At 65.2% G+C, this 23,401-nt stretch carries 27 protein-coding genes; 14 read left to right on the top strand and 13 right to left on the bottom strand.

What is annotated here, in order from left to right:
• Nucleotides 1-97: 97 nt before the first annotated feature.
• A complete protein-coding gene (locus EEB18_RS06640; protein WP_187141069.1) occupies nucleotides 98-628 on the top strand; it encodes a GNAT family N-acetyltransferase in 531 nt (176 codons plus the stop codon).
• Nucleotides 629-699: 71 nt separating this feature from the next.
• On the opposite strand, the gene EEB18_RS06635 is transcribed toward EEB18_RS06640, so the two are convergent.
• Both EEB18_RS06635 and EEB18_RS06630 read right to left on the bottom strand, forming a co-directional pair.
• Nucleotides 700-1,146, bottom strand: coding sequence for an NfeD family protein (locus tag EEB18_RS06635; RefSeq protein ID WP_056343594.1), 447 nt, complete (start codon nucleotides 1,144-1,146; stop codon nucleotides 700-702).
• A gap of 1 nt (nucleotide 1,147) precedes the next feature.
• Nucleotides 1,148-2,071 carry an SPFH domain-containing protein gene (locus EEB18_RS06630; RefSeq protein ID WP_187141068.1) on the bottom strand — a complete coding sequence of 308 codons (924 nt, stop codon included), beginning with the start codon at nucleotides 2,069-2,071 and terminating at the stop codon, nucleotides 1,148-1,150.
• Nucleotides 2,072-2,151: 80 nt separating this feature from the next.
• Between EEB18_RS06630 and EEB18_RS06625 the strand changes: the two genes are divergently transcribed.
• Nucleotides 2,152-2,955 (top strand): HpcH/HpaI aldolase/citrate lyase family protein, encoded by an 804-nt coding sequence (locus EEB18_RS06625; protein ID WP_187141067.1) that lies wholly within the window; start codon nucleotides 2,152-2,154, stop codon nucleotides 2,953-2,955.
• Nucleotides 2,956-3,019: 64 nt separating this feature from the next.
• Entirely contained in the window at nucleotides 3,020-4,525 is a 1,506-nt protein-coding gene (locus tag EEB18_RS06620; RefSeq protein ID WP_262408149.1) for a M28 family peptidase, read from the top strand.
• Between the two features lie 116 nt (nucleotides 4,526-4,641).
• On the opposite strand, the gene EEB18_RS06615 is transcribed toward EEB18_RS06620, so the two are convergent.
• Nucleotides 4,642-6,015, bottom strand: a complete 1,374-nt coding sequence (locus EEB18_RS06615; protein ID WP_187141066.1) for a class II 3-deoxy-7-phosphoheptulonate synthase — start codon at nucleotides 6,013-6,015, stop codon at nucleotides 4,642-4,644.
• A gap of 239 nt (nucleotides 6,016-6,254) precedes the next feature.
• Between EEB18_RS06615 and EEB18_RS06610 the strand changes: the two genes are divergently transcribed.
• Genes EEB18_RS06610 through EEB18_RS06595 form a run of 4 tightly spaced genes read left to right on the top strand, consistent with a single transcriptional unit; the run spans nucleotide 6,255 to nucleotide 9,325 of the window.
• On the top strand, nucleotides 6,255-6,932 hold the full coding sequence (locus EEB18_RS06610) for a Crp/Fnr family transcriptional regulator (RefSeq protein ID WP_056343585.1): 678 nt from the start codon (nucleotides 6,255-6,257) through the stop codon (nucleotides 6,930-6,932).
• A gap of 46 nt (nucleotides 6,933-6,978) precedes the next feature.
• A complete protein-coding gene (locus EEB18_RS06605; RefSeq protein ID WP_056343583.1) occupies nucleotides 6,979-7,326 on the top strand; it encodes an ArsC family reductase in 348 nt (115 codons plus the stop codon).
• A complete protein-coding gene (locus EEB18_RS06600) occupies nucleotides 7,323-8,393 on the top strand; it encodes a glycerophosphodiester phosphodiesterase (protein ID WP_187141065.1) in 1,071 nt (356 codons plus the stop codon). Before EEB18_RS06605 ends, EEB18_RS06600 begins: the two co-directional genes overlap by 4 nt.
• Nucleotides 8,390-9,325: an aldo/keto reductase gene (locus tag EEB18_RS06595; RefSeq protein ID WP_187141064.1), complete on the top strand. Its 936-nt coding sequence runs from the start codon at nucleotides 8,390-8,392 to the stop codon at nucleotides 9,323-9,325. The genes EEB18_RS06600 and EEB18_RS06595 overlap by 4 nt, the downstream gene beginning before the upstream one ends.
• Here the strand turns inward: EEB18_RS06595 and EEB18_RS06590 are convergent.
• From EEB18_RS06590 to EEB18_RS06575, 4 genes are all read right to left on the bottom strand, one after another.
• Nucleotides 9,322-10,104 carry a dienelactone hydrolase family protein gene (locus tag EEB18_RS06590; protein ID WP_187141063.1) on the bottom strand — a complete coding sequence of 261 codons (783 nt, stop codon included), beginning with the start codon at nucleotides 10,102-10,104 and terminating at the stop codon, nucleotides 9,322-9,324. The two genes, EEB18_RS06595 and EEB18_RS06590, sit on opposite strands and share 4 nt — an antisense overlap.
• 112 nt (nucleotides 10,105-10,216) lie before the next feature.
• Nucleotides 10,217-10,438, bottom strand: a complete 222-nt coding sequence (locus EEB18_RS06585; protein WP_056343571.1) for a helix-turn-helix transcriptional regulator — start codon at nucleotides 10,436-10,438, stop codon at nucleotides 10,217-10,219.
• Nucleotides 10,431-10,856 carry a hypothetical protein gene (locus EEB18_RS06580; RefSeq protein WP_056346981.1) on the bottom strand — a complete coding sequence of 142 codons (426 nt, stop codon included), beginning with the start codon at nucleotides 10,854-10,856 and terminating at the stop codon, nucleotides 10,431-10,433. Before EEB18_RS06580 ends, EEB18_RS06585 begins: the two co-directional genes overlap by 8 nt.
• A gap of 65 nt (nucleotides 10,857-10,921) precedes the next feature.
• Nucleotides 10,922-11,344, bottom strand: coding sequence for a hypothetical protein (locus EEB18_RS06575; RefSeq protein ID WP_187141062.1), 423 nt, complete (start codon nucleotides 11,342-11,344; stop codon nucleotides 10,922-10,924).
• Nucleotides 11,345-11,472: 128 nt separating this feature from the next.
• On the opposite strand from EEB18_RS06575, the gene panB reads away from it, so the two are divergent.
• The 6 genes from panB (at nucleotide 11,473) to EEB18_RS06545 (ending at nucleotide 16,717) form a co-directional block, all read left to right on the top strand.
• Nucleotides 11,473-12,336 carry a 3-methyl-2-oxobutanoate hydroxymethyltransferase gene (gene panB / locus EEB18_RS06570; RefSeq protein WP_056343565.1) on the top strand — a complete coding sequence of 288 codons (864 nt, stop codon included), beginning with the start codon at nucleotides 11,473-11,475 and terminating at the stop codon, nucleotides 12,334-12,336.
• 115 nt (nucleotides 12,337-12,451) lie between these two features.
• Complete coding sequence (locus EEB18_RS06565; RefSeq protein WP_187141061.1) at nucleotides 12,452-13,219, top strand: tetratricopeptide repeat protein; 768 nt, start codon at nucleotides 12,452-12,454, stop codon at nucleotides 13,217-13,219.
• Entirely contained in the window at nucleotides 13,219-14,550 is a 1,332-nt protein-coding gene (locus EEB18_RS06560) for a PQQ-binding-like beta-propeller repeat protein (protein WP_187141060.1), read from the top strand. Before EEB18_RS06565 ends, EEB18_RS06560 begins: the two co-directional genes overlap by 1 nt.
• Before the next feature lie 40 nt (nucleotides 14,551-14,590).
• Nucleotides 14,591-15,979 (top strand): ribosome biogenesis GTPase Der, encoded by a 1,389-nt coding sequence (gene der, locus EEB18_RS06555; protein ID WP_187141059.1) that lies wholly within the window; start codon nucleotides 14,591-14,593, stop codon nucleotides 15,977-15,979.
• 14 nt (nucleotides 15,980-15,993) lie between these two features.
• The gene (locus EEB18_RS06550) at nucleotides 15,994-16,197 is read left to right on the top strand and encodes a sulfurtransferase TusA family protein (protein WP_262408148.1); all 204 of its coding nucleotides are present in this window, start codon (nucleotides 15,994-15,996) and stop codon (nucleotides 16,195-16,197) included.
• Nucleotides 16,198-16,294: 97 nt separating this feature from the next.
• Nucleotides 16,295-16,717: an Hpt domain-containing protein gene (locus tag EEB18_RS06545; RefSeq protein WP_056343545.1), complete on the top strand. Its 423-nt coding sequence runs from the start codon at nucleotides 16,295-16,297 to the stop codon at nucleotides 16,715-16,717.
• On the opposite strand, the gene EEB18_RS06540 is transcribed toward EEB18_RS06545, so the two are convergent.
• Entirely contained in the window at nucleotides 16,711-17,967 is a 1,257-nt protein-coding gene (locus EEB18_RS06540; protein WP_187141058.1) for a DUF418 domain-containing protein, read from the bottom strand. The genes EEB18_RS06545 and EEB18_RS06540 overlap by 7 nt on opposite strands.
• A gap of 192 nt (nucleotides 17,968-18,159) precedes the next feature.
• Here EEB18_RS06540 and EEB18_RS06535 point away from each other — a divergent pair, with 192 nt between their 5' ends.
• A complete protein-coding gene (locus EEB18_RS06535) occupies nucleotides 18,160-18,942 on the top strand; it encodes a Coq4 family protein (protein ID WP_187141057.1) in 783 nt (260 codons plus the stop codon).
• A 69-nt stretch (nucleotides 18,943-19,011) separates the two neighbouring features.
• Here the strand turns inward: EEB18_RS06535 and EEB18_RS06530 are convergent, their stop codons facing one another.
• The 5 genes from EEB18_RS06530 to EEB18_RS06510 form a co-directional block, all read right to left on the bottom strand.
• A complete protein-coding gene (locus EEB18_RS06530) occupies nucleotides 19,012-19,362 on the bottom strand; it encodes an endonuclease domain-containing protein (RefSeq protein WP_262408223.1) in 351 nt (116 codons plus the stop codon).
• A 95-nt stretch (nucleotides 19,363-19,457) separates the two neighbouring features.
• Nucleotides 19,458-19,859 carry a hypothetical protein gene (locus EEB18_RS06525; RefSeq protein WP_187141056.1) on the bottom strand — a complete coding sequence of 134 codons (402 nt, stop codon included), beginning with the start codon at nucleotides 19,857-19,859 and terminating at the stop codon, nucleotides 19,458-19,460.
• The gene (locus tag EEB18_RS06520; RefSeq protein ID WP_187141055.1) at nucleotides 19,856-20,590 is read right to left on the bottom strand and encodes a DUF72 domain-containing protein; all 735 of its coding nucleotides are present in this window, start codon (nucleotides 20,588-20,590) and stop codon (nucleotides 19,856-19,858) included. The genes EEB18_RS06525 and EEB18_RS06520 overlap by 4 nt, the downstream gene beginning before the upstream one ends.
• Nucleotides 20,591-20,719: 129 nt before the next feature.
• Complete coding sequence (gene purL / locus EEB18_RS06515) at nucleotides 20,720-22,975, bottom strand: phosphoribosylformylglycinamidine synthase subunit PurL (RefSeq protein WP_187141054.1); 2,256 nt, start codon at nucleotides 22,973-22,975, stop codon at nucleotides 20,720-20,722.
• A 77-nt stretch (nucleotides 22,976-23,052) separates the two neighbouring features.
• A complete protein-coding gene (locus EEB18_RS06510; protein ID WP_056343528.1) occupies nucleotides 23,053-23,343 on the bottom strand; it encodes a hypothetical protein in 291 nt (96 codons plus the stop codon).
• Between the last annotated feature and the right edge of the window lie 58 nt (nucleotides 23,344-23,401).

The following is a 23,401-nucleotide window of genomic DNA, read 5'->3' as shown; positions in this document are numbered from 1 at the left end:
CGGAGCCTCCAAAGGGCTCTCTCTCCCCATTTTCGGGGCTTCGCCTTTGCGGGATCAGCGGCTTGCGGCGCGTCGTGTGCGCTGATAGCCCGGCGCCATGTTCACGACGCCCCCGATCATCGAAACCGACCGCCTGCGCCTGCGCGAGCACCGCCTGTCGGACAAAGCCGACCATATCGCGATGTGGGCCGACGAGCGCGTGACGCGCTTCATCGGCGGCGAGCCGCGCCCCCCCGACGTCAGCTGGGGCAAGTTCCTGTCGGCCGCCGGGCTATGGCCGGTGATGGGCTTTGGTTATTGGGTGTTTGCCGACAAGGTCACCGACAGGCTGATCGGCATGGGGGGCTTAAGCTATTTCGGTCGCGGCATCCCCGAACTCGAAGGACAGCCCGAGGCGGGTTGGGCGTTCGACGCCGACCATTGGGGCGGCGGCCTCGCGACCGAGGCGATGGGCGCGGCGCTGGCCTGGGCCGACGCGAACCTCGACGCGGCGGACATCCGTTGCATCATCGAACCGGGACATGGCGCATCGGAGCGCGTCGCGGCGAAGCTGGGGTTCGGCCTGACCGGATCGAGCGACGTGCTACCCGAGATCGTTAATATCTACGCGCGACCGCGCGGCGGATAGAGATATTCGTCATTGCGAGCGGAGCGAAGCAATCTCCTTCGGCTCCTCGCAATGACGAGATGTGGTTTAGCCTAAGCCAGTTCCACCACCAGCAACCCGCCCTCGGCGCTGACGACGCGGACCTTCGTGCCTTCGGCGGTATCCGGGCCGCGCACCGGCCATTCGCCGTCGCCGACCTTGGCGCGGCCACGGCCGTCTTCGATCGCCTTGGTCACCGTCAGCACTTCGCCGACCAGCCGCCCGCCGCGCTGGTTGAGCAGCGGGTCGGTGGTGGTGATCGGATTGTCGCGCAGATATTTGCGCCCCGCGTAAAGCGCGACGATCGACAATATGGCAAAGATGGCGAGCTGCAGCGGGACACCGATCGGGACGATCCACGCGACGATGCCGGTGACGATCGCGGCGGCGCCGAGCCAGACGAGGAAGAAGCCCGGCGCGACGATCTCGGCCGCTGCGAGCAGGACGCCGATCGACAACCACGCCCAATGCGGCTCCATGTTCGCAATCCAGTCGGGCATGTCAGCGGCTCCCTTCGCGGCTGGCCAGCGCATCCTTGGCGAGTTCGCCGATGCCGCCGAGCGTGCCGATCAACTGCGTCGCCTCGACCGGGAACAGGATCGTCTTGGCATTGGGGCTGGTCGCGAACTGGCCGACCGCCTCGACATATTTCTGCGCGATGAAATAGTTGATCGCCTGGGCATTGCCGCTCGCGATCGCGTCCGACACCATCTGGGTCGCCTTGGCTTCGGCCTCGGCTTCGCGTTCGCGCGCCTCGGCGTCGCGGAAGGCCGCCTCGCGGCGGCCTTCGGCCTGCAGGATCTGGCCCTGCTTCTCACCCTCGGCGCGCAGGATCTCCGACGCGCGCATGCCTTCGGCTTCGAGGATGTTGGCGCGCTTTTCGCGCTCGGCCTTCATCTGCCGCGCCATCGCGTTCGAAATGTCGGCGGGCGGGCGGATGTCCTTGATCTCGACGCGGGTGATCTTGACGCCCCACGGCGTCGTCGCATCGTCGACGACGTGCAGCAGGCGCGCGTTGATCTCGTCGCGCTTCGACAGTGTTTCGTCGAGGTCCATCGAACCCATCACGGTGCGCAGGTTGGTCGTCGTCAGGTTCATGATCGCAAGATAGAGGTCGCTGACTTCGTAAGCGGCCTTCGCGGCGTCGAGCACCTGGAAGAAGACGACGCCGTCGACCGCGACCATCGCATTGTCCTTGGTGATGATTTCCTGGCCCGGGATATCGAGCACCTGTTCCATCATGTTCACCTTGCGGCCGACACGATCGAAGAAGGGGGTGATGAAGTTGAGCCCCGGCTGCGCGGTGTGTGTGTAGCGTCCGAACCGTTCGATCGTATAGCTGAAGCCCTGCCGGACCGGCGTCATCGCCCAGATCAGGAAGAACAAGGCGAGCACCACGATCGCGATGGCAAACCCAAAACCCATGACAAATCCCCTCTGCTTGGTCGCAAACCTCTGGCGCTAACTTATTGCGACATTGCCCGGCTTGCGCCACAGAAAAGCGCATGATCGATTTTGCGCCCCGCTCGCTGCTCTATGTTCCCGGTTCCAACGCCCGCGCACTGGAGAAGGCGCAGGGGCTTGCGGCCGACATGCTGATCGTCGACCTTGAGGATGCGGTGCCCGGCGACCGCAAGGAAGAGGCGCGTGCCGCGATGCGTGCGGCGGTGGTCGCTGGGTTCCCGGGCAAGCGGATCGCGGTGCGGATCAACGGCACCGGGAGCGAGCATCAGGCGGCCGACATCAACGCGGTCGCCGGGCTGCCGCTCGATGCCGTGGTGCTGCCGAAGGTCGATGCGATCGCCGACCTCGAACCCGCACGCGGGCTTGCTCTGCCTTTGCTCGCGATGATCGAGACGCCGACCTCGATTTACGCCGCGCGCGACATCGCCGCCGACCCTGCGGTCGCGGGCCTGATCGCCGGACTCAACGACCTTGCCTACGAACTGAAGCTGCCCGACGGCATGGACCGCAGCGCGATGAGCCACGCGATTCAGGCGATCGTGCTCGCGGCGCGGGCGGGCGGGAAATATGGCTTCGACGGGGTCTATAACGCCATCGACGACGCCGAAGGTTTTGCGACGGAAGCCGCCGAGGGGCGGCGGCTGGGGTTCGACGGCAAGACGCTGATCCACCCGTCGCAGGTCGAGCCGTGCAATGCCGCCTTTGCGCCGTCCACGCGCGAGATCGCCGAGGCCGAAGCGCTGGTTGCCGCGGCGACCGGCGGGGCGCAGCGACATCAGGGGCGGATGATCGAAGATATGCATGTCGCCGCGGCCCGCGCGCTGCTGGAGCGGGCGGGGCGATAAACGCCCGATCCGCTTCGACGAACCGTCTTGCCGGTCGTTCGCGGACATGCCATGCCGCGCCGCCATGCACGCAATAAAATTTCGCGCCGCGATCGCGGCCGTCGCTCTGATCGCCGTCTCCGTTTCCGCCGTTCAGGCCAGGCCGGTCGATCCCCCGATTACCGAAGCCGACCTCGCCGCGCATATGCGCGTGCTGGCGAGCGACGCGTTCGAGGGGCGCGCGCCGGGGACCGAGGGCGAGAACCGCACCATCGCCTATGTCGTCGGCGAATGGGCCAGGATGGGGCTCCAGCCCGTGCCGGGCAGCGAAACCCCCTGGCTGCAACCGGTGCCGCTGGTCGAAAGCGCCGCGATCGCGGGCAGCGTCCAGTTCAAGGTACGCGGCCGCGCCTTTCCGCTGTCGGACGACAGCATCGTCCTGACCGGACGCGACGCCTCGCTGGCGCTGGCGGACGTGCCGGTGATCTTCGTCGGCTATGGTGTCGATGCATCGGGCAAGGTCGCCGCCGATGTGAAGGGCAAGGTCGCGATCCTGCTCTCCGACGCGGTGCCGTTCGGCGAGAAGATGCCGCGCTATCGCGACCGGCGCCAGATGCTCGCCGAAGCGGGCGCGACCGCCGTGCTCGTCGTCGCGAGCGATGCGCTGCCTTGGGCGGCGGTGCAGGGATCGTTCGGATCGCAGACCACCAAGCTTGCCGGCGCCAAGCCCGGCGCGGCGGCGACGGGCTTCATCGCGGCGCCCGCCCTGCAGGCCTTGCTGACCAAGGTCGGTAAGCCGGCGGTCGCGGCGCTCGAAGCCGCCAAATCGCCCGATTATCGCGGCACCGACCTCGCCGTCACCGCGAACCTCAGCGCCGAGACCGAAGTGCGTCCCTATGCCAGCCACAATATCATCGCCAAACTGCCGGGCGCGAAACCCGACGGCAAGGCGGTGCTGTTCCTCGGTCATTGGGACCATCTGGGGATCTGCGGCGACGAGGGCGACGCCGACCGGATCTGCAACGGCGCGGTCGACAATGCGAGCGGCATCGCAGTGCTGACCGAGGTCGCCAAGCGGCTCGCCAGCGGCCTGCGCCCCGACCGCGACATCTATTTCATGGCGACGACCGCCGAGGAAAAGGGCCTGCTCGGCGCCGCTTATTTCGCCGACCATCCGATGGTGCCGCTGGGCGACATCACCGTCGCGCTCAATATCGACACCATCGCCATCTCGCCGCGCGGCACCCCGGTCGCGACGATCGGGCGCGGGCGTCCCGCCTATGACGCGGTGGTGCGCAAGGTTTCCACCGACCTCGGCCGCAAGCTCGACGAGGATGGCGAGGCCGATGCCTTTGTCCAGCGGCAGGACGGCTGGGCGCTCGGCGCCAAAGGCGTGCCGTCGCTGATGGTCGGGGGAAGTTTCTCGGACATGCCGTTGCTCGAGAAATTCCTCGGCAGCGACTATCACAAGGCCGCCGACAATTTCAGCGACGCGATCCCGCTCGGCGGCGCGGCGGAGGATGCCGACCTGCACGTCGCGCTCGGCCGGGTGTTCGCCGACACCAAGGCTTGGTCGGGAACGGAGAAATAGGGCCGGGGAAAAAGGCTTCGTCATTGCGAGCGAAGCGAAGCAATCCAGGGCGGTTTACGCCTGCTCTGGATTGCCGCGTCGCTTCGCTCCTCGCAATGACGAGTTGATGAGGCTGATCAGGCCGCCTGCTTCGCCCGTTCGCTCATTTCCTGATTGAGCATTTCGGCCAGCAGGAACGCCAGTTCCAGCGACTGACCCGCGTTCAAACGCGGGTCGCAATGGGTGTGATAGCGGTCGGCGAGGTCCATCTGGGTCACGTCCATCGCGCCGCCGGTGCATTCGGTGACATTCTGGCCGGTCATCTCGATATGGATGCCGCCACCATGCGTACCCTCGGCGCGGTGGACGGCGAAGAAGCCGCGCACTTCGGCGAGGATGCGCTCGAACGGGCGCGTCTTGTAGCCGTTGGGCGTCTTGATGACATTGCCGTGCATCGGGTCGCACGACCAGACGACAGGATGCCCCGATTCCTTCACCGCGCGGACAAGCCGCGGCAGGTGCGCCTCGATCTTGTCATGGCCATAGCGTGTGATCAGCGTCATGCGGCCCGCGACATGATTGGGATTGAGCGTGTCGAGCAGGCGCAGCAGCACGTCGGCTTCGAGGCTCGGTCCGCACTTCATGCCGACGGGATTGCCGATGCCGCGGAGGTACTCGATATGCGCGGAGCCTTCGAAGCGGGTGCGGTCGCCGACCCACAGCATATGGCCCGAGGTGTCGTACCAGCCGCCGGTCAGGCTGTCCTGCCGCGTCAGCGCCTGCTCATAGGGAAGCAGCAGCGCTTCATGGCTGGTGTAAAAGCTGGTGCCCTTGATCTGCGGCACCGTTTCGGGGGTGACGCCGCAGGCTTCCATGAAGGCGAGCGCTTCGGAAATGCGCGCGGCGGTTTCCTGATATTTCTTCGCCCAGGGGCTGCGGTCCATGAAGTCGTGCGTCCAGGCGTTGACCTGGCGCAGATTGGCATAGCCGCCGCCCGCGAAGGCGCGCAGCAGGTTCAGCGTTGCCGCCGACTGGTTGTACGCCTTGACCATGCGCTGCGGGTCGGGCGCGCGGCCCGATGCTTCGAACGCGATGTCGTTGATGATGTCGCCGCGATAGCTGGGCAGCTCGACGCCATCGATGTCTTCCATGTCGGCCGAACGCGGCTTGGCGAACTGGCCCGCCATGCGGCCGAGCTTCACCACCGGCATTTTCGACGCGAAGGTCAGCACCACCGCCATCTGGAGCAGCACGCGGAAGGTGTCGCGGATGTTGTTCGGATGGAATTCGGCGAAGCTTTCGGCGCAGTCGCCGCCCTGGAGCAGGAACGCCTTGCCCTCGGCGACGCGGCCGAGTTCACTGGTCAGTTCGCGCGCCTCGCCGGCAAACACCAGCGGCGGATAATTCGACAGCTCGCGCTCGGCCGCGGCGAGCGCGACCTCGTCCGAATAGGTGGGAAGCTGGCGGGCTTCGTGCGAGCGCCAGCTGTGCGGCTGCCATGGCTGTGTCATAATCAAAATCCAAAAATCGAATCGCGCGCCGCCATGGCGCGAATGGACCATGGAGGCAAGGATCAGGAAATTAGCATCGGCGCGGCTTTTGCGCACCTGTGCTTTTCTTTGCCGCGAAAAACTGATAGTTTGCTATGGTTTTGGGACGTGCGCGCGGGGATCGTGATCGTCCGTTCGGCAATCCGTAACCTTCTACACTTAGTGGCCCAGGTAAGGGGCCACCTGTTGAAAAGATTCATATGGCGAGTTTCGATCCCGCCTGGTTCGGATATGGCGCACTTTTGCTGGTGCTCGGAACCAGCTTCGCGCTGACCCTGACGCACGTCCGCATCGGGCTGGCGCTTGCGGCGCTGATCGCGCTGCCGCTCACCCTGTTTCACGCGCCGGGCGCCGGCTATTCGCTGCTCGTCGGGCTGATCCTCGCGGTCAACCTCGGACAGGTGGGGCGGGACTGGATCGGCGATGCCCAGGTGGCTTTTTCGCCGGAGGAACAGGAATTGCGGCGGCTGCACTTCGAAGCGCTCAGCCCGAGCAATGCGCGCCGGCTGATCGATCAGGGGCACTGGATTTCGGCGCGGCGCGGCGAGGTCTTGATCCGCGAGGACCAGGCGGCGCCCAGCCTCTTTTACCTTGCCGATGGGGTTGCGACGATCCGGCGCGAGGGCATCGACGTCGGCACCGTGGCGGGCGGGACGCTGATCGGCGAGGCGACAGTGCTCGACGGCAGCCATGCGACCGGGACCGTCTTGCTCGCGAGCAACGCGCGGATGTGGTTCATCCCGGCGCATTCGCTGCGCGCCTATCTCACCGCCAATCCGGGCATCGCCGCCACGCTGCACGAAGGCTTTGCGCGCGCGCTTCGCGGTAAATTGGCGAACGCCAACGCCCGCATTGCCGACCTGCCACCCATCGCTTAGGGTCTGCCGCATTATTGTCATCGGCGGCTTCTAACATGGACTATATATGGCACTGACTTTGTACGGAATTCCCAATTGCGACACGGTGAAAAAGGCGCGGACCTGGCTCGATGCGGCGGGCGTTCCGTACAGATTCCACGATTTTCGCAAGGACGGGCTCGATCCCGCGACGCTGCAATCCTGGATCGACGCGATCGGCTGGGAAAAATTGCTCAACAAGGCCGGGACGACCTTTCGCAAGCTGCCCGACGCGGACAAGGCGGATCTGGATGCGGGCAAGGCCAAGGCCTTGATGCTCGACCAGCCGGCGATGATCAAACGGCCGGTGGTCGAGGCGGACGACGGGGTGAGCGCGGGCTTTTCGGCCGCCGAATGGCAGACGCGTTTTGCATGATCCGGCGCTGGGCGGTGGTGCCGGCGCTGCTGCTCGCGGCGTGCGGGGCTGAGCCGATGGCGGCGCAGCAACCGACGCTCGACGGCAAGGCCCCGATCGTCATCGCGCACCGCGGCGCGTCGGGCGAGCGCCCCGAACATACGCTTGAAGGCTATCTGCTCGCGATCGACCTCGGTGCCGACTATATCGAACCCGACCTCGTGCTGACCAAGGACGGTGTGCTCGTCGCGCGCCACGAGAATGAGATTTCGGAGACCACCGACGTCGCCGATCATCCCGAATTCGCGGATCGCAAGGCGACCAAGCGGATCGACGGGACCGAATTTACCGGATGGTTCACCGAGGATTTCACCCTCGCCGAGCTCAAGACGCTACGCGCGAAGGAGCGGCTGCCGCAATTGCGCAGTACCGACTATGACGGGCGGTACGAGATCCCGACCTTCGAGGAAATTCTCGACCTGCTGGTTCGGGTGAACAAGGGGCGGAAGGAGCCGGTCGGAGTCTATCCCGAGACCAAGCATCCTAGCTATTTCGCCTCGATCGGCCTGCCGCACGAGGCGACACTGCTGGCGACGCTTGACCGCTATGGCTATCGGGGCCGCAGCGCACCGGTGTTCATCCAGAGCTTCGAGGTCGCCAACCTCAAGGCGATCCGCGCCAGGAGCGACCTGCCGCTGATCCAGTTGATGGACGGCGAAGGCGGTCCTGCCGACGATGCGAAGACGACCTATGCCGCCATGGCGACGCCTGCCGGGCTGAAAGCCATCGCCGCCTATGCCGACGGTATCGGACCCAACAAGGCGATGGTCATCCCGCGCGGCGCGCTCGGAACGCTGGGCGAGCCGACGACGCTGGTGGCGGACGCCCATGCGGCAGGACTCAAGGTTCATCCCTGGACCTTTCGCCGCGAAAATTATTTCCTGCCGCTCGCCGACAAGGGGGGCATCAATCCCGCCGGCCATGGCGATCTGGGCGCCGAGATCGACGCCTATCTGAAAACCGGCATCGACGGGCTGTTCAGCGACAACCCGCGCGAGGCCGTTGCGACGGTGAAAGGCAAGCCATGACCGAACGCGCATTGGGCCAGAGCGGCCTGTCGATCCGGCCCTTCATGCTCGGCGGCAATGTCTTCGGCATGACCGCGGACCGCGACGCGAGCTTCGCCGTGCTCGACCGATTCGTCGAACTGGGCGGCGGCATGATCGACACCGCCGACGTCTATTCGGCCTGGGTGCCGGGCCACAAGGGCGGCGAGTCCGAGCGCATGATGGGCGCTTGGCTGAAGGCCGGCGGCGCGCGCGACCGGGTGATGATCGCGACCAAGGTCGGCATGATGCCCGGCGGGCTGAAGCCTGATCGCATCCGCGAGGCGGTGCAGGGTTCGCTCGACCGGCTCGGCACCGACCGGATCGACCTGTATTTCGCGCACAAGGACGATCCGGACGTGCCGTTGGACGAGGTGCTCGGCGCGTTCGGCGAACTGGTCGACGCGGGCGTCGTGGACGCGATCGGCGCGTCCAACTATTCGGCCGATCGGCTGGCCGAGGCGCTGCGCGTGGCCGACGGCAACGGCCTGCCGCGTTTCACGGTGATGCAGCCCGAACTCAACCTGCTCGATCGCGGCCAATATCAGGGCGCGCTGCAGGATTTGTGCGTTGCCGAGGGGCTGGGTGTCGTCACCTATTTCAGCCTCGCTTCGGGGTATTTGTCGGGCAAATATCGCAGCGTCGATGACATCGGCCAAAGCGCGCGCGGCCCGCGCGTGAAGCCCTATGTCGAGGGCAAGGGGCCGGCGATGCTGGCGGCGATGGATACCATAGCGGCGGAGACGGGTGCCACCCTGTCGCAGATCGCGCTTGCCTGGGTCGCCGCCCAGCCGGGCGTCACCGCGCCCATCGCGAGCGCGACGAGCGTCGCGCAACTCGACGAGATCATGGGCAGCGAGAATCTGACGCTGACCGCCGAGCAACTTGCGGCGCTGACTGCCGCCGGAGCCTAGTCGAGCGCGCAGCTTTCGAAGCTGATCCCCCGTTCGAACAGAAAGTCGCCGATCGTCTCGCGGGCGTCGGCGTGCGCATTGGCGTCGAAATCCTCTTCCGTCGTCGCGCTTGCCGGATCGTCGACCGGGTGTGCGACGTCGAAACGATGTTTGGCGCCGGGGTAGCGCTTTACGATGAACGGATATTCGGCGTTCTTCACACGCCCGGCGGCGAGGGCTTCGAGCTTTTTGGCCGGTGCGGTCCCGTCGGCGGTACCTTGCAGCGCGAGCACCGGCATCCGCTGCGGCCAAGGGGACGGCTGGCCGCCGACCGAGGGATAATAGACGATCGCGGCGCGAATGCCGCTGTCAGTGCCTTGCTTGCTCGATGCCAGCGTGAGTGCGCCTTCGCCGCCGCGCGACCAGCCGACGACGACGCCGGGGCAGCGCATGTCGAAGCGGCCCTGCTCACGCAGCCGTGCGATCGCGTCGAGCGCAATCGTCGCGCGCTTTTCACCCGCCGATCCCTTCGGGGCGAGCCGTTTGAGCGCCGCGTCGTCGTCCACGATCACGACGTCGATGCCGCGATCATTCAGATATCGGCCAAGGTCGGCATATTGATTGCCGGGTGCGAGCATGCCGACCCCGGCGGCGCGTGGGAAGAATATAGCCCAGGGGCGTGGTTTCGTGTCGGGAGCGACCGGGACCAGGTGCAGGTCGGCGGGGAGCGGGGCGGGGGACTCCGCCGACAGCGGCGCGGCGGCCAGCAGGGCGGAGCAGAGCAATGCAAGGCGGGGCACCGGCGACTCCTTTCGGACGGTCCAGCCTAGGCCTTTTCGCGGGCGCTGCCAAATCAAGGTGCGGCCCCGGCCCCGGGAAGAGCCGAGGCCGCACCCGCGCGGCCGCGCTGTTTCAATCGGCGCTTTCGTCCCACTGGAACACCGCTTCGAGCGGCTTGTCGAACGTGCGCGCGATGCGAAAGGCGACTTCGAGCGAGGGGGAATATTTGCCCTGTTCGATTGCCGCGATCGTCTGGCGGGTGACCCCGACCCGGTCGCCGAGGTCGCCTTGGGTCATCTCGCCCGAAAGGAAGCGCAGCGTGCGGATGTCGTTGGTGAAAGGGGGCTTAGCCATGCCAGCCCCTCCGGTAGCTGATGAGCACGACGACGCTGTTTACCAGTTCGGCGGCGACGATCGCGAACAGGCCGCAATTCGCCAGCCGCACCCCGCCGTCGACGAAGGGCATATAGACGCCGACGACCATCATCCCCACCAGCAGCACATAATAGGCGGCGGTCGCCCCGCGGCGGCGGATCGCGCGGTCGCGCTCGTCGGCGCGCGCGCGCTCCGACTTCGGGGCCTGCGCCGACAGGATGATCGTGCCGACGATGACGGTGGCGGCATGCGCTATGGCGATCGATCCGAAGAGCCACAGCATGGGGAATATTTCGCGCCCGGCGGGATGCCCGGACAGGAGCAGCCCGAAATAGAGGGTATAGGCGGCGACCATCGCGATGACGTTCAGCCAGGCGGTCTTTTCACGGAAGTTCATCGACAAGTCTCCGGTGTCGGCGCCGGCAAGCTGCCGCGCGGATTCGAGGGTCGCGGGGACATGGCTCAGTACCCCCGGCGATAGAGGAACAACTGGGTCCCGATGCGGACCAACTCGGCGACGACCAGCGTCGCGATCATCAGATTGAGCTGCTGCGCTTGGCCGATGCCCCAGAAGATCAGGAAGATGTTGACCCAGATGCCGACGACGAGCGGATAATAGGCATAATGGGTGCCGTGCATATGAAAGCTGCGGTCGCGTTCATCCTCTTTGACATCGACCTCTCCGCGGTTGCGGATCGCAAGGAAGGCGGTGGCGACGGTCATCGCGACGATGATTGCGATGGTGACCGGCACCAGCATCCCCGCCGTCGCCCACACAGCCGCCGGACGGTCGGCGATCTGCCAAGGGTAGGCGAGGAAGTACCAGCCGAAGGCCAGGATCATCGTCACCAGCGTGACCCAGTGAATTTTCTCGCGGAAAGCCATCCGATTCGACTCCATGTCATGAAATATGCACTCTATGTCTAATATTTTTAACATTGAGTCAACAAATAATAACATGGCATGGCTTTGGCGCTTTCGCCGCCTTCTATTTGGGGGTAAGCGGCGACCCCATGTCCACGCTCCCCAAAACGCTCACCTACGACACCTCAACCAGCCGCGCCAATCCGACGCCGCAGCCGATGAAACGCCTGACGGTGCCGCGGATTCGCCAGCGCAAGGGCGGCGAGCCGATCGTCATGCTGACCGCCTATACCGTCCGCATGGCGCAGCTGCTCGATCCGCATTGCGACATGCTGCTCGTCGGCGATTCGCTGGCGCAGGTGATCTATGGCCTGCCGCACACCGTCGGCGTGACGATGGACATGATGGCGCTGCACGGCGCGGCGGTGGTGCGCGGCAGCTATCATGCGGCGGTGATCGTCGACATGCCCTTCGGCAGCTATGAGGGCAGCCCGCAGCAGGCGTTCGACAATGCGGCGCGGCTGCTCAAGGAAACCGGCGCCGCGGCGGTCAAGGTCGAGGGCGGCAAGGTGCTCGCCCCGACGATCGAATTCCTGACCCAGCGCGGCATTCCGGTAATGGGCCATGTCGGGCTGACCCCGCAGGCGGTGAATATCCTCGGCGGCTATGGCGTGCGCGGCAAGAGCGAGGAGGAAGCGCGTTCGATCGTCGAGGACGCGATCGCGGTCGCAAAGGCGGGCGCTTTTTCGATCGTCATCGAAGGCGTGCTCGAATCGATCGCGATCGAGATCACCGAGAAGGTCGACTGCCCGACGATTGGCATCGGGGCCTCGGCCAAATGCGACGGTCAGGTGCTGGTCACCGACGACATGCTCGGTATGTTCGATCGTGTCCCCAAATTCGTGAAACGCTATCAGGATATGGCCGGCGTGGTGAACGGCGCGGTCAAGGATTATGCCGACGAAGTCAGGTCCCGTTCATTCCCCACCGAAGATCAGATCTACGCCGGTTGATCCGGCATAAGGCGGTGTGTGCGGGCCAAGTGAAAAGCTTGGCCTTTTCGGGTGCCGTCGCTAAGGAAACCACCGGCGGGCGTCTTCGTGCCTGCCCGGTCTATGGAGAATATGTGTGGCGTTGAGCCCGACGAACAATGCGGCCCTGTTGCAGGAAGTGGATGAGGCTGTCCGCAAGGACCAGCTCGACAGCATCTGGCAGCGGTTTGGCATCTGGATCTTGGTCGGGGTCGTCGCGGCGTTGATCGCGTTCGGCGGCTACCTTTATTGGGGCCATATGCAGGAAACCAAGCGCGGCGAGAATGCCGAGCAGCTGCTCGCGGCCTTCGACAAGTTGAAGGCGGCGCAGCCGACCGCGGCGACCGCCGAGCTGACCAAGATCGAGGCCGACGGCGGCCCCGCCTATCGCGCCGTCGCGCTGTTCCAGCAAGCGAACATGAAGGCCGAACGCGGCGACCTGAAAGCCGCTGCCGCGCTGATGGCCAAGGCCGCCGCCGACACCAAGCTCGACCCGTCGCTGCGTGATCTGGCGCTGATCCGCCAGACCGCCTTCGAATATGACACGCTGAAGCCCGAAGTAGTGATCGCGCGAATGAAACCGATGGTCGATGCCAAGGATCCCGCGTCGAGCTGGTTCCCGAGCGCCGCCGAACTGTCGGCAACCGCGCATTACCAGCTCGGTCAGTTTAAAGAGGCGGGCGCGCTTTACGGCCGGATCGCCGACACCCCCAATATCCCCAAGTCGCTGCAGTCGCGCACCGTCCAGATGGCCGGCATGCTGGGCGTCGACGTCGTCAAGGATCGCGCGGCCGAGAGCGCCGCGAAGGAACAGAAGGGCAGCGCCGCACCGGCGGCCGCCGGACCAGCCGAGGAAAAGAAATAATGCGGAAAGCCAATTTTGTCGGCGTGGCGCTGATTGCGCTGACGCTCGCCGGCTGCGGCGTGCTCAAGGGCAATGGCGGGCCGAAAACCCCGACCGTCGGCGACCGCGTCTCGATCCTGTCGAACGATAACAGCGTCAAGGTCGATCCCGCCACGGCGTCGGTCGCGGTCGTGCTGCCCAATCCCGTCGTGAACGCGAACTGGGCGCAGTCGGGCGGCAACGCGTCGAAATCGATGGGCCATCCCGCGCTCGGCGCGTCGCGCAGCCAGATCTGGACCGCCAGCATCGCCGGCGGCAACAACAAGCAGCGGCTGGCCGCGGCACCGGTCGTTTCGGACAACCGGCTGTTCGTGGTCGGCACCGATGCCGTCGTCTCGGCCTTTTCGGCCGACACCGGCGCGTCGCTGTGGAGCGCGGCGATCGGCACCACGGGCAAGGATTTCAAGGATTCGCTGTTCGGTGGCGGCGCGTCGGTCGACGGTAGCGTCGTCTATGCGACCAGCGGCGTCGGCGATGTGGCCGCGCTGAACGCGGCCGACGGATCGATCCTGTGGAAGGTGAAGCCCGCGGGGCCGCTGCGCGGCGCCCCGACGATCGCCTTCGGCGGCGTCTATGTCATCACCCAGGACAACCAGATCATCGCGCTCAACGCCGCCGACGGCGCGGTGCTGTGGCAGGCGACGGCGTCGCTCGAAGCCGGCAGCATCTTCGGCGCCGGATCGCCCGCCGCGGGGCAGGGCACGATTGTTGCCGGCTTCTCGTCGGGCGAGGTGCAGGCCTATCGGTACGAGAATGGCCGCGACCTTTGGGAAGATGCGCTGGCGCGCACCTCGATGGCGCTGTCGGTGTCGACCTTGTCCGACGTCGATGCCGACCCGGTGATCGACCGCGGCCGCGTCTTCGCGCTCGGCCAGGGCGGCCGCATGGCGAGCTACGAACTCGTCACCGGCCAGCGCAGCTGGGAAATTTCGATCGCCGGCATTTCGACGCCCTATGTGGTCGGCGAATGGGTCTATGCGATGACCGACGACGGCAAATTGCTGTGCGTCGCGCGCGGCACCGGCAAGGTGCGCTGGCTTCAGCAGCTCGCGCGCTTCCGTGTCGAAACCGAAAAGAAGAAGAAGGACCCGATCCGCTGGACCGGCCCGATCCTCGCCGGTGGCCGCCTGATCGCGGTGAACAGCGAGGGTCAGCTTTCCGAATTTTCGCCCGCCGACGGGTCGCTGATCGCGACGACCGAGTTCAAGACGTCGCTGTCGCAGTCGCCGATCGTCGCGAACAATGTCCTCTATATCCTGGCGGACGACGGACGCATCACCGCCTGGCGCTAAATTAAATAGGGACTGTCCCTATTTATTGAAGGAATATGAAATGGCGCGATCCGCAACGATCGCCATTGTCGGCCGGCCCAATGTCGGCAAATCGACGCTGTTCAACCGGCTCGTCGGCAAGCGCCTGGCGCTGGTCGACGACCAGCCGGGGGTGACGCGCGACCGGCGCGAAGGCGACGGCGAACTGCTGGGACTGAAATTCACGATCGTCGATACCGCGGGGTTCGAGGATTATGACGCGGCGACGCTGCCCGGCCGGATGCGTGTGCAGACGGAGAAAGCGGTGCGCGAGGCCGACGCTGCGCTGTTCATGATCGACGGCCGCGCCGGCGTGACTCCGCTCGACGAGGAAATCGCGCGCTGGCTGCGCAGCGAGGACACGCCGATCATCCTCGTGGTCAACAAGGCCGAGGGCAAACAGGGCGAAAACGGCCTCAACGAAAGCTATTCGCTCGGCTTCGACAATCCGATCGCGCTCAGCGCCGAACATGGCGAGGGCATTGTCGACCTGTTCGACGCGCTGCGCCCGATCGTCGAGGGTTATGACGCCGCCGCGGCCGAAGCCCTGCCGCCGCCCATCGAGGGCGAAGAGGATGAGGATGCGCCGCTCGGTCCGCTGAAGCTGGCGATCGTCGGCCGCCCCAATGCGGGCAAATCGACGCTGATCAACCGCATGATCGGCGAGGACCGGCTGATCACCGGACCCGAGGCGGGGATCACGCGCGATTCGATCCGCGTCGACTGGCGGTGGGAAAATGACGGCGAGGTCCACGAGATCCAGCTGTTCGACACTGCGGGCATGCGCAAGCGCGCCAAGGTGCAGGACAAGCTCGAGAAACTGTCGGTGATGGACGCGCTCCACGCGGTCGATTTCGCCGAGGTTGTGGTGCTGCTGCTCGACGCCACCAAAGGCCTGGAATCGCAGGATCTGCACATCGCCGACCGCGTGCTGCAGGAAGGCCGCGCGCTGATCGTCGCGCTCAACAAATGGGACGTCGCCGAGGACCCGTCGTCGCTGTTCAACGGCGTCCGAGGCGCGCTCGAGGACGGACTCAGCCAGGTCAAGGGCGTCCCGGTACTCACCATTTCGGGCGCGACGGGCCGGGGAATCGACACGCTTGTCCGTGTCGCCTTCGAACAGCGCGCGATATGGACCAACCGCGTCTCGACCGCACGGCTCAACCGCTGGTTCGAAAGCGCGGTCGAAAACAACCCGCCGCCCGCGCCCGGCGGCAAGCGCATCAAGCTACGCTATATCACCCAGGCGCGCACCCGCCCGCCGACCTTCGTCGTTTTCGGCACGCGCACCGACTCGCTGCCCGGCAGTTACGAGCGTTATCTGGTCAACGGCATGCGCAAGGAACTGGGGTTTCAGGGCGTGCCCGTGCGGCTGAATTTCCGCAATTCGCGCAATCCCTATGACGAATGACGGCCGCTGAAAACTTGGATACGGTAATCGTCGATGCGCGCGGCATGAAATGCCCATGGCCGGCGCTACGGCTCGCCCGCGCGATGCGTACCGATCCCGCTGTGATCCTGCTCGCCGACGATCCGCAGGCGGAGCGCGAAGTCGCGGCGCTGGCGGGCGAACATGGCTGGACCGTCACGACCGAAGCCGCAGGCCGCTGGCTGGTCCGCCGTACCTGACCCAAAACGGGCCGCATCGGAAGCGGACGTCCCCATCGTAACGGCTTTTTTACCGGATTCGCGGCATGACGGGGCTGGGACCAAAGACCGAATTTTGATGCCAAGGGACAAACGAGTGGACGATATCCTGGTCGATTGGGATGAATTCCGCGCGACGCGCACGCAGCTCGGCGCTGCTTTCGTGCGGATATTGGGCTATTTTCGCGAAGACGGCACCAAATCGGTCGTCGCGATCGAGGAAGCGATGCGCGCCCGCGACGCACGCGGTCTCGTCATGCCCGCGCACACGCTGAAGGGCGAATCGCGTCAGTTCGGGGCCGAAAAACTCGCCGACCTTGCCGAAGATATCGAAACCTTCGCGCGCCATTGCATCGAAAGTCAGGTCAGCCCCGAAGAATATCTGCCACGCGTGGTCACGCTGCGCCCACTGTTCGAGGAAACGCTGGCTGCGCTGGAAAAGGAAGCCAATCCGCTCGTCCAGCGCCGCGCCCCCGGTTTCGGGCGCGCCGTCGGTTACTGAACCGCCGCGCCTTTCCGCATCGGTTGCAAGCTGAAGCGCGACAGGCTGCGCCACAGCCATTCGAGCGGCCCGTAGTAGAAGCGGGCGAGCCAGGGTTTCGACCAGAACAGCATCGCCGCCCACATGCCGAAGCAGAACAGGTAAAGTCCGGCGCGCCCGACGCTGCCGAACAGGCCCAGTCCATAGCCGTAGAAGATCGTCGTCATCACGATCGTCGTCACCAGATAGTTGGTGAAGGCCATGCGCCCCGTCGCGGCGAGGCGCGCCCGGACCGCGGCGCTGGCGCGGGTCTGGATCAGCAGCATGATCAGCGCCGCCCAGCCGACGGTCATCAGGATGTCGAACGGTGTCGAGAAGACGAGGCTGGTTCCGAACACCGTCATCGTCGCGAAGCCCGTCTGCGCGCTGTGCCACGCCATCCATGCGAGCACGGGTGCCGCAATCGCGAAGCAGGCGGTGGCCCATTTGGTGTAGCGCTCCGGACTCCATTCGCCCGTCAGCATGCGCGACTTGAACAGCGCCATCCCGATCAGCATCAGCGCCATGCTCTCCCACAGGAACAGCATGACCTGCACCAGCGGTTCGGCGGCGTCGGGACCCATGCGGGTGCCCGCGATCTCGCGATAGCTGCCGAGGAAATGGGCGACGTCGGCGGCATAGGTCGGCGAGTTCGGTCCCATCATCGCGTTGAATTCGGCCATTTGCTGACCCATGGCGGCGGCGGTTTCGGGCGGCAGGCCGCCGGTATCGAGCATCGCGATCGACAGCCAGGTCGATCCCAGGAACAGCAGCGAGACGAACAGGAACGCACCCGCCCAGATCAGCAGTGCGCGGATCGACAGGCCCCGAAACAGGAACAGCAGCAGCCCGCATGCGGCATAGAGCGACAGGATGTCGCCGAACCAGAAGAGGTAATAGTGGGCGAGGCCGAACAGCCCGAGCCAGAACATTCGCGCATAATGCGTACCGGCCGCGCTGCGCCCGCTCGCCTCGGCGCTCTGGATCACCAGCAGGGTGCTGGCGCCGAACAGCACCGAAAAAAGCCCGCGCATCTTGGAATCGACAAAAACGAAATTGAACGCCCAGGTTGCAAGGTCGCTCGTGCCTGGCGCTCCGCCGGCGGCGGGATTGAAATAGGCGCTCATCGGCAATGCGAAGGCGACGATGTTCATTGCCAATATGCCCATCACCGCGACGCCGCGAATGGCGTCGAGACTTTCGTAACGCGTTGCTGCCGCTTGCCCGTTCATACCGTTCCCCTGTCGATCGAAGGTCTTCGCAACTTCTCGATCATCGCGCACATCGCCGATGCTGTATTATGATGGTATAACGGTTCGGGGGCCAGTCCGTCCAGCCCGTCGAAACGCTATTGACATGTATGTCAGTAATGCTATCTGGACAGCGTCAGATGATTCGCCAGAGTCCGCCGAAAGAGAGCCGCCATGACCCCGACCATCTTCTCCCATCCCGCCCGCCAGCCCGCTAAGTTCCGCCCGTTCAAGGCGCTGTCGCACTTTCGCAAGCTGATCAAGGACAAGGAAGACACCGAGCAGGTCTTCCACATCTTCGAGAATCTTCCGCGCAAGGGCTTCATGGATGATGCGCGCGCCTTCGTCGAAAGCGATTTCGGCCAGCGGCTGATGGCGAGCGAGCCCTATCTGCCCGATCTACTCGACGATCATGGCTGGATCGACGCACTGCCCGAAGGCACGGTGGGCCACGCCTATGTCACCTTCATGCGCCGCGAAGGCCTGTCGGCGGCCGGCCTGGTCGCCGAGGCCGACAAGATGGGGCGCCCGAAGTTCGACGACCAGGTGCAATGGTATGCCAACCGCCTGCGCGATACGCACGACCTGTTCCACATCCTGACCGGCTATGGCCGCGACGCACTCGGCGAGCAGTGCGTGCTCGGCTTCACCTATGGCCAGACGGGCAATTACGGCAATTTCTTCATCGCCTATGCCGGCGGTTACGAACTGAAGCGCAGCGTCAAGGGCGACGCGCCGGTGATGAGCGCGATCCGCCAGGGCCAGCGTCACGGCAAGGCGTCGAAGGCGATCATCGAGCAGGATATCCGCTCGCTGCTCGCCGAACCGCTCGACGCCGCACGCGCGCGGTTGGGGATCGGGGAACCGACGCTTTATAAGGAAGCGCACCGGGCATACCGCAGCCGCGGCATCGACCCGTATAACTTCCTGGCGTCGCAGCAGGCGGTTGCGGCTTGACCTGAAGATCCTCCCCTTGGCGAAGCCATGGGGAGGGGGACCGCTCGCGTAGCGAGTGGTGGAGGGGTTTTACCTCTCGGTATAGAGCCGCACGATGCTGTCTGCGACAGCGACGGGGTTGGCGAGGACGTCCTTCGCGGCGATACACAGCATCCGCACTCCTTGCGATTCAAGCCACTGGTCGCGCGCCTCGTCGCGGTCGGGTCGGTCGCCCATGTCGTGGGCGATGCCGTCGATCTCGATCGCGAGCTTTAGTTCCAGCACATAGAAGTCCAGCACATATCGGCCGATCGGGTGCTGGCGCCTGAATTTGATATAGCCGGGCTGCTTTCTGAGGATTTGCCAGAGCAGCACTTCGGGGAGCGACATCTTGCGGCGCAACCGTTTCGCGTTCCTGTAGGCGTTGTTGCTTGGCGGCACGCGCGACCCCTCCACCACGCCCTGCGGGCGCGGTCCCCCTCCCCAACGCTTCGCGAAGGGGAGGATCTATTTAGCCCGACCGTCGCTTTTGTCGATCAGCGCAGCTTTTTCCGCACCATCAGCTTCAGCCCCGACCACACCGTATCGACGGCGCAGACCTTCACATCGACCCAGCCCATCGGCAGGCAAATCTCGCGGATCACATCCTCGGTGATGTCGGTCGGGACTTTCGCGGCCTTCTTGGGCCAACTCACCCAGACGAAACCCGTGGGGTCGATCAGCGTGCGCAGCTCGGTGAGCAGGCGCTCGAGTTCGGCGCGCTCGGTGGTGAAGATATGCACGGCCTGCAGGCCCGCCTCGGGCGCGGCGCGTTCGTCGAGTGCGACATCGCCGATCTCTTCGCGCACGCTGGCGGGCATCGTGTGGAACCACGCGGTCATCCCGTCCTTCAGCGACAATTTCTTCGCGAGCGAGGTGCCCGAATAGCCGGCACTCATAGCCGCGCGATCAGCGCCTGTGCGGCCGCGGGATTGCGGACCTTCGCGCCCGAGATGAAGAAGAGGAAGACGTCGCGGTCGCCCTTGGTCCAGTCCTTCGCCTGGACAGCCCATTTGCCTAGCGCCGCCGCGTCATAGCCGGTTTCGACATCCTCCTGGCTGCGTTGCAGGCGGGCGTAGGTGAAGTCGGCGGTCTGCTCGTCGATGCAGGGGAATTCGTCGCTGTCGGCATAGACGACCGCCATGTTGCGCTCGCGCAGCATGGCGATGAAGGCAGGGTCGCCGAAGCTTTCGTGTCGGACCTCGATCGCGTGACGGAGGGGGAGGCCGTCCTGGCTGTCGGGCAGCAGGTCGAGGAAGCCGGCGAAATCGTCGCGGTCGAACTTCTTGGTTGCCATGAACTGCCAGTGGATCGGGCCGAGACGGTCGCCGAGCCGCGTCAGCCCCTGCGTCAGGAATTTCTCGATCGATCCGGCGCCTTCGGCCAGTATCTTGCGGTTGGTGGTGAAGCGCGAGGCCTTGACGCTGAACTTGAAGCCGTCGGGGACCGAGGCCGCCCAGCTCGCGAATGTCTCGGGCTTCTGGCTGCCATAATAGGTGCCGTTGATCTCGATGCCGGTCAGATGCTGGCCGGCATATTCGAGCTCGCGTTTCTGTGCGAGGCCGGCGGGGTAGAAGGGGCCGCGCCACGGTTCGAAGGTCCAGCCCCCGATTCCGACATGGATGCTCATAGACCTCTCACCTCGTCGCGCCAGTGGTGGTTCGTCATTGCGAGGAGCCGCAGGCGACGAAGCAATCTCCAGCTATCGTCGTCAATGGACGGCGGCTGGAGATTGCTTCGCTACGCTCGCAATGACGACTTAGGCAAGCGCCGCGTCGGCCCCCATCAGCGTCGGGAAGAAACCTTCATGCGCGTCGCGCAGCTCGGCGAGCGTCACGCTATGGTCGCTGCCTTCCAGTTCGAAGACGATGCGGTCCTTGATCGTGCGCCCGACCGGATCGACGGGCACATCGGCGCGGCCGGCAGCGTCGAGGAAATCGGCGAGGCAGGTGTCGCAGACGGTGACGAGGTAGAGGCCCTGATCCTCGCCGAAGAAGCTTTCGGCGACGCCGAAGGGCTGTTCTTCGCTAACCAGCACACCGATGTTCGACTTGAGCGCCATTTCGGCGAGCGTCACCGCCATACCGCCGTCGGAGACGTCGTGGCAGGCGGTGATCCAGCCAGCGTTGATCGCACCGCGGATGAAATCGCCGGTGCGCTTTTCGGCGCGCAGGTCGACGGGCGGCGGCGGACCTTCCTCGCGGCCCAAAATTTCGCGCAGCCAGACCGACTGGCCGAGATGGCCGGCGCGCTCGCCGACCGCCAAGACGATGTCGCCGGTGCGCTTGAAGCCGATGCCGACCGCCTTGCCCAGATCTTCGATCACGCCGACGCCGCCGATCGCCGGGGTCGGCAGGATCGCGCTGCCGCCGCCGGTCGCCTTGCTCTCGTTATAGAGGCTGACGTTGCCCGAGACGATCGGATAGTCGAGCGCGCGGCACGCCTGCGCCATGCCGTCGAGGCAGCCGGTGATCTGGCCCATGATTTCGGGGCGCTGCGGGTTGGCGAAATTGAGGCAGTTGGTGATCGCCAAGGGCGTGGCGCCGACCGCGCTGATGTTGCGCCAGGTTTCGGCGACCGCCTGCTTGCCGCCCTCGACAGGGTCGGCGTAGCAATAGCGCGGGGTGCAATCGGTTGACATGGCGAGCGCGCGGTTGGTGCCGTGGATACGAACAAGCGCGGCGTCGCCGCCGATCTGCAGCGTGTCGCCGCCGACCTGGCTGTCATATTGTTCGTAGATCCAGCGGCGGCTGGCGATGTCGGGGGTGCCCATCAAGGTCTTGAGGTCGGCCGCGACATCGGTCGTCTCGGGGACGTTCTGCAGTTCGGGCTGCTTCGGCGTCGGGACGTGCGGACGGTCGTAGAGCGGCGCGTCGTCGGCGAGCGGGGCGAGCGGAATGTCGCAGACGATCTCGCCCTTATGCTCGAGCACCATGCGGCCGGTGTCGGTGACGGTGCCGATGACCGCGAAATCGAGTTCCCATTTGTGGAAGATCGCGGCGGCGAAATCCTCGCGGCCGGGCTTCAGCACCATCAGCATACGTTCCTGCGATTCGGACAGCATCATCTCGTAGGTCGTCATGCCGGTTTCGCGCTGCGGCACATCGTCCATCTTGAGATGGAGGCCGACGCCGCCCTTCGACGCCATCTCGACCGATGACGAGGTGAGGCCTGCAGCGCCCATGTCCTGGATCGCGACGATCGCGTCCGACGCCATCAGCTCGAGGCATGCCTCGATCAGCAATTTTTCGGTGAAGGGGTCGCCGACCTGCACCGTCGGGCGCTTTTCCTCGGCATCCTCGCCAAAGTCGGCTGACGCCATGGTCGCGCCGTGGATGCCGTCGCGGCCGGTTTTCGAACCGACATAGACGATCGGATTGCCGACGCCCGAGGCGGCCGAATAGAAGATCTTGTCCTGTTCGGCGACGCCGACGGTCATCGCGTTGACGAGGATATTGCCGTCATAGGCCTTGTGGAAATTGACCTCGCCGCCGACCGTGGGGACGCCGACGCAATTGCCGTAGCCGCCGATGCCGTGGACGACGCCCGAGATCAGATGCTTCATCTTCGGATGGTCGGGGCGGCCGAAGCGCAGCGCGTTGAGGTTCGCGACCGGGCGCGCGCCCATCGTAAAGACGTCGCGAAGGATGCCGCCGACGCCGGTCGCTGCACCCTGATAGGGTTCGATATACGACGGGTGGTTGTGGCTCTCCATCTTGAAGATCGCGGCGAGCTTTTTGCCGTCGGGGCCTTCGCCGATGTCGATGACGCCGGCATTTTCGCCGGGGCCGCAGATGACCCAGGGTGCCTCGGTCGGCAGTTTCTTGAGATGGAGGCGCGAGCTTTTGTAACTGCAATGTTCGGACCACATCACCGAGAAGATGCCGAGTTCGACAAGGTTCGGTTCGCGCCCGAGCGCGTGCAGGACGCGCTCATATTCTTCCGGAGACAGGCCGTGTTCGGCGACGATCTCGGGGGTGATGACGGAGGCGGGCGCGGCTGCTGTCTGAGTCATGGCGCGCCTTTAGCCGCGCGAGGACAAAACGAACAGACCCCATAGTGCATTTCGCACCATGGGGCCTGCGTCGGAGATCAGCGCGCGGCGAGGACGGTGACCGTCGCCTTCAGCGGCTCGACGTCCTTCAGCGAGAATTCGACCTGCTGCGAACCGACGGTGCCGCGGACCTTATGGGTGCCGACGCGAAGCGAGAAGCGCTTGCCGCTCGCCTCGTCGACGCCATCGATGATGCGGCGTTCGCCGACGGTCTTGATCGTGTAGCTGTAGATGCGACCCTCATGTTCGAAACGGCGCGCTTCCTCGGCATGCGCGGCGGCGGGCAGGACGGCGAACAGGGTCAGGATGGGGAGGAGAAACTTTTTCATGATGCAAGTCCTTGTTTAACGAACAAAACTTGCCTTTACGCCCCTCTCTCTTGTGCGG

Origin of the sequence: Sphingopyxis sp. OPL5, assembly GCF_003797775.2 — a bacterium.
Classification (GTDB): Bacteria; Pseudomonadota; Alphaproteobacteria; order Sphingomonadales; family Sphingomonadaceae; genus Sphingopyxis.
The sequence above is the reverse complement of the archived record's forward strand: the minus strand, read 5'-3'. Positions and strand labels throughout refer to the sequence as shown.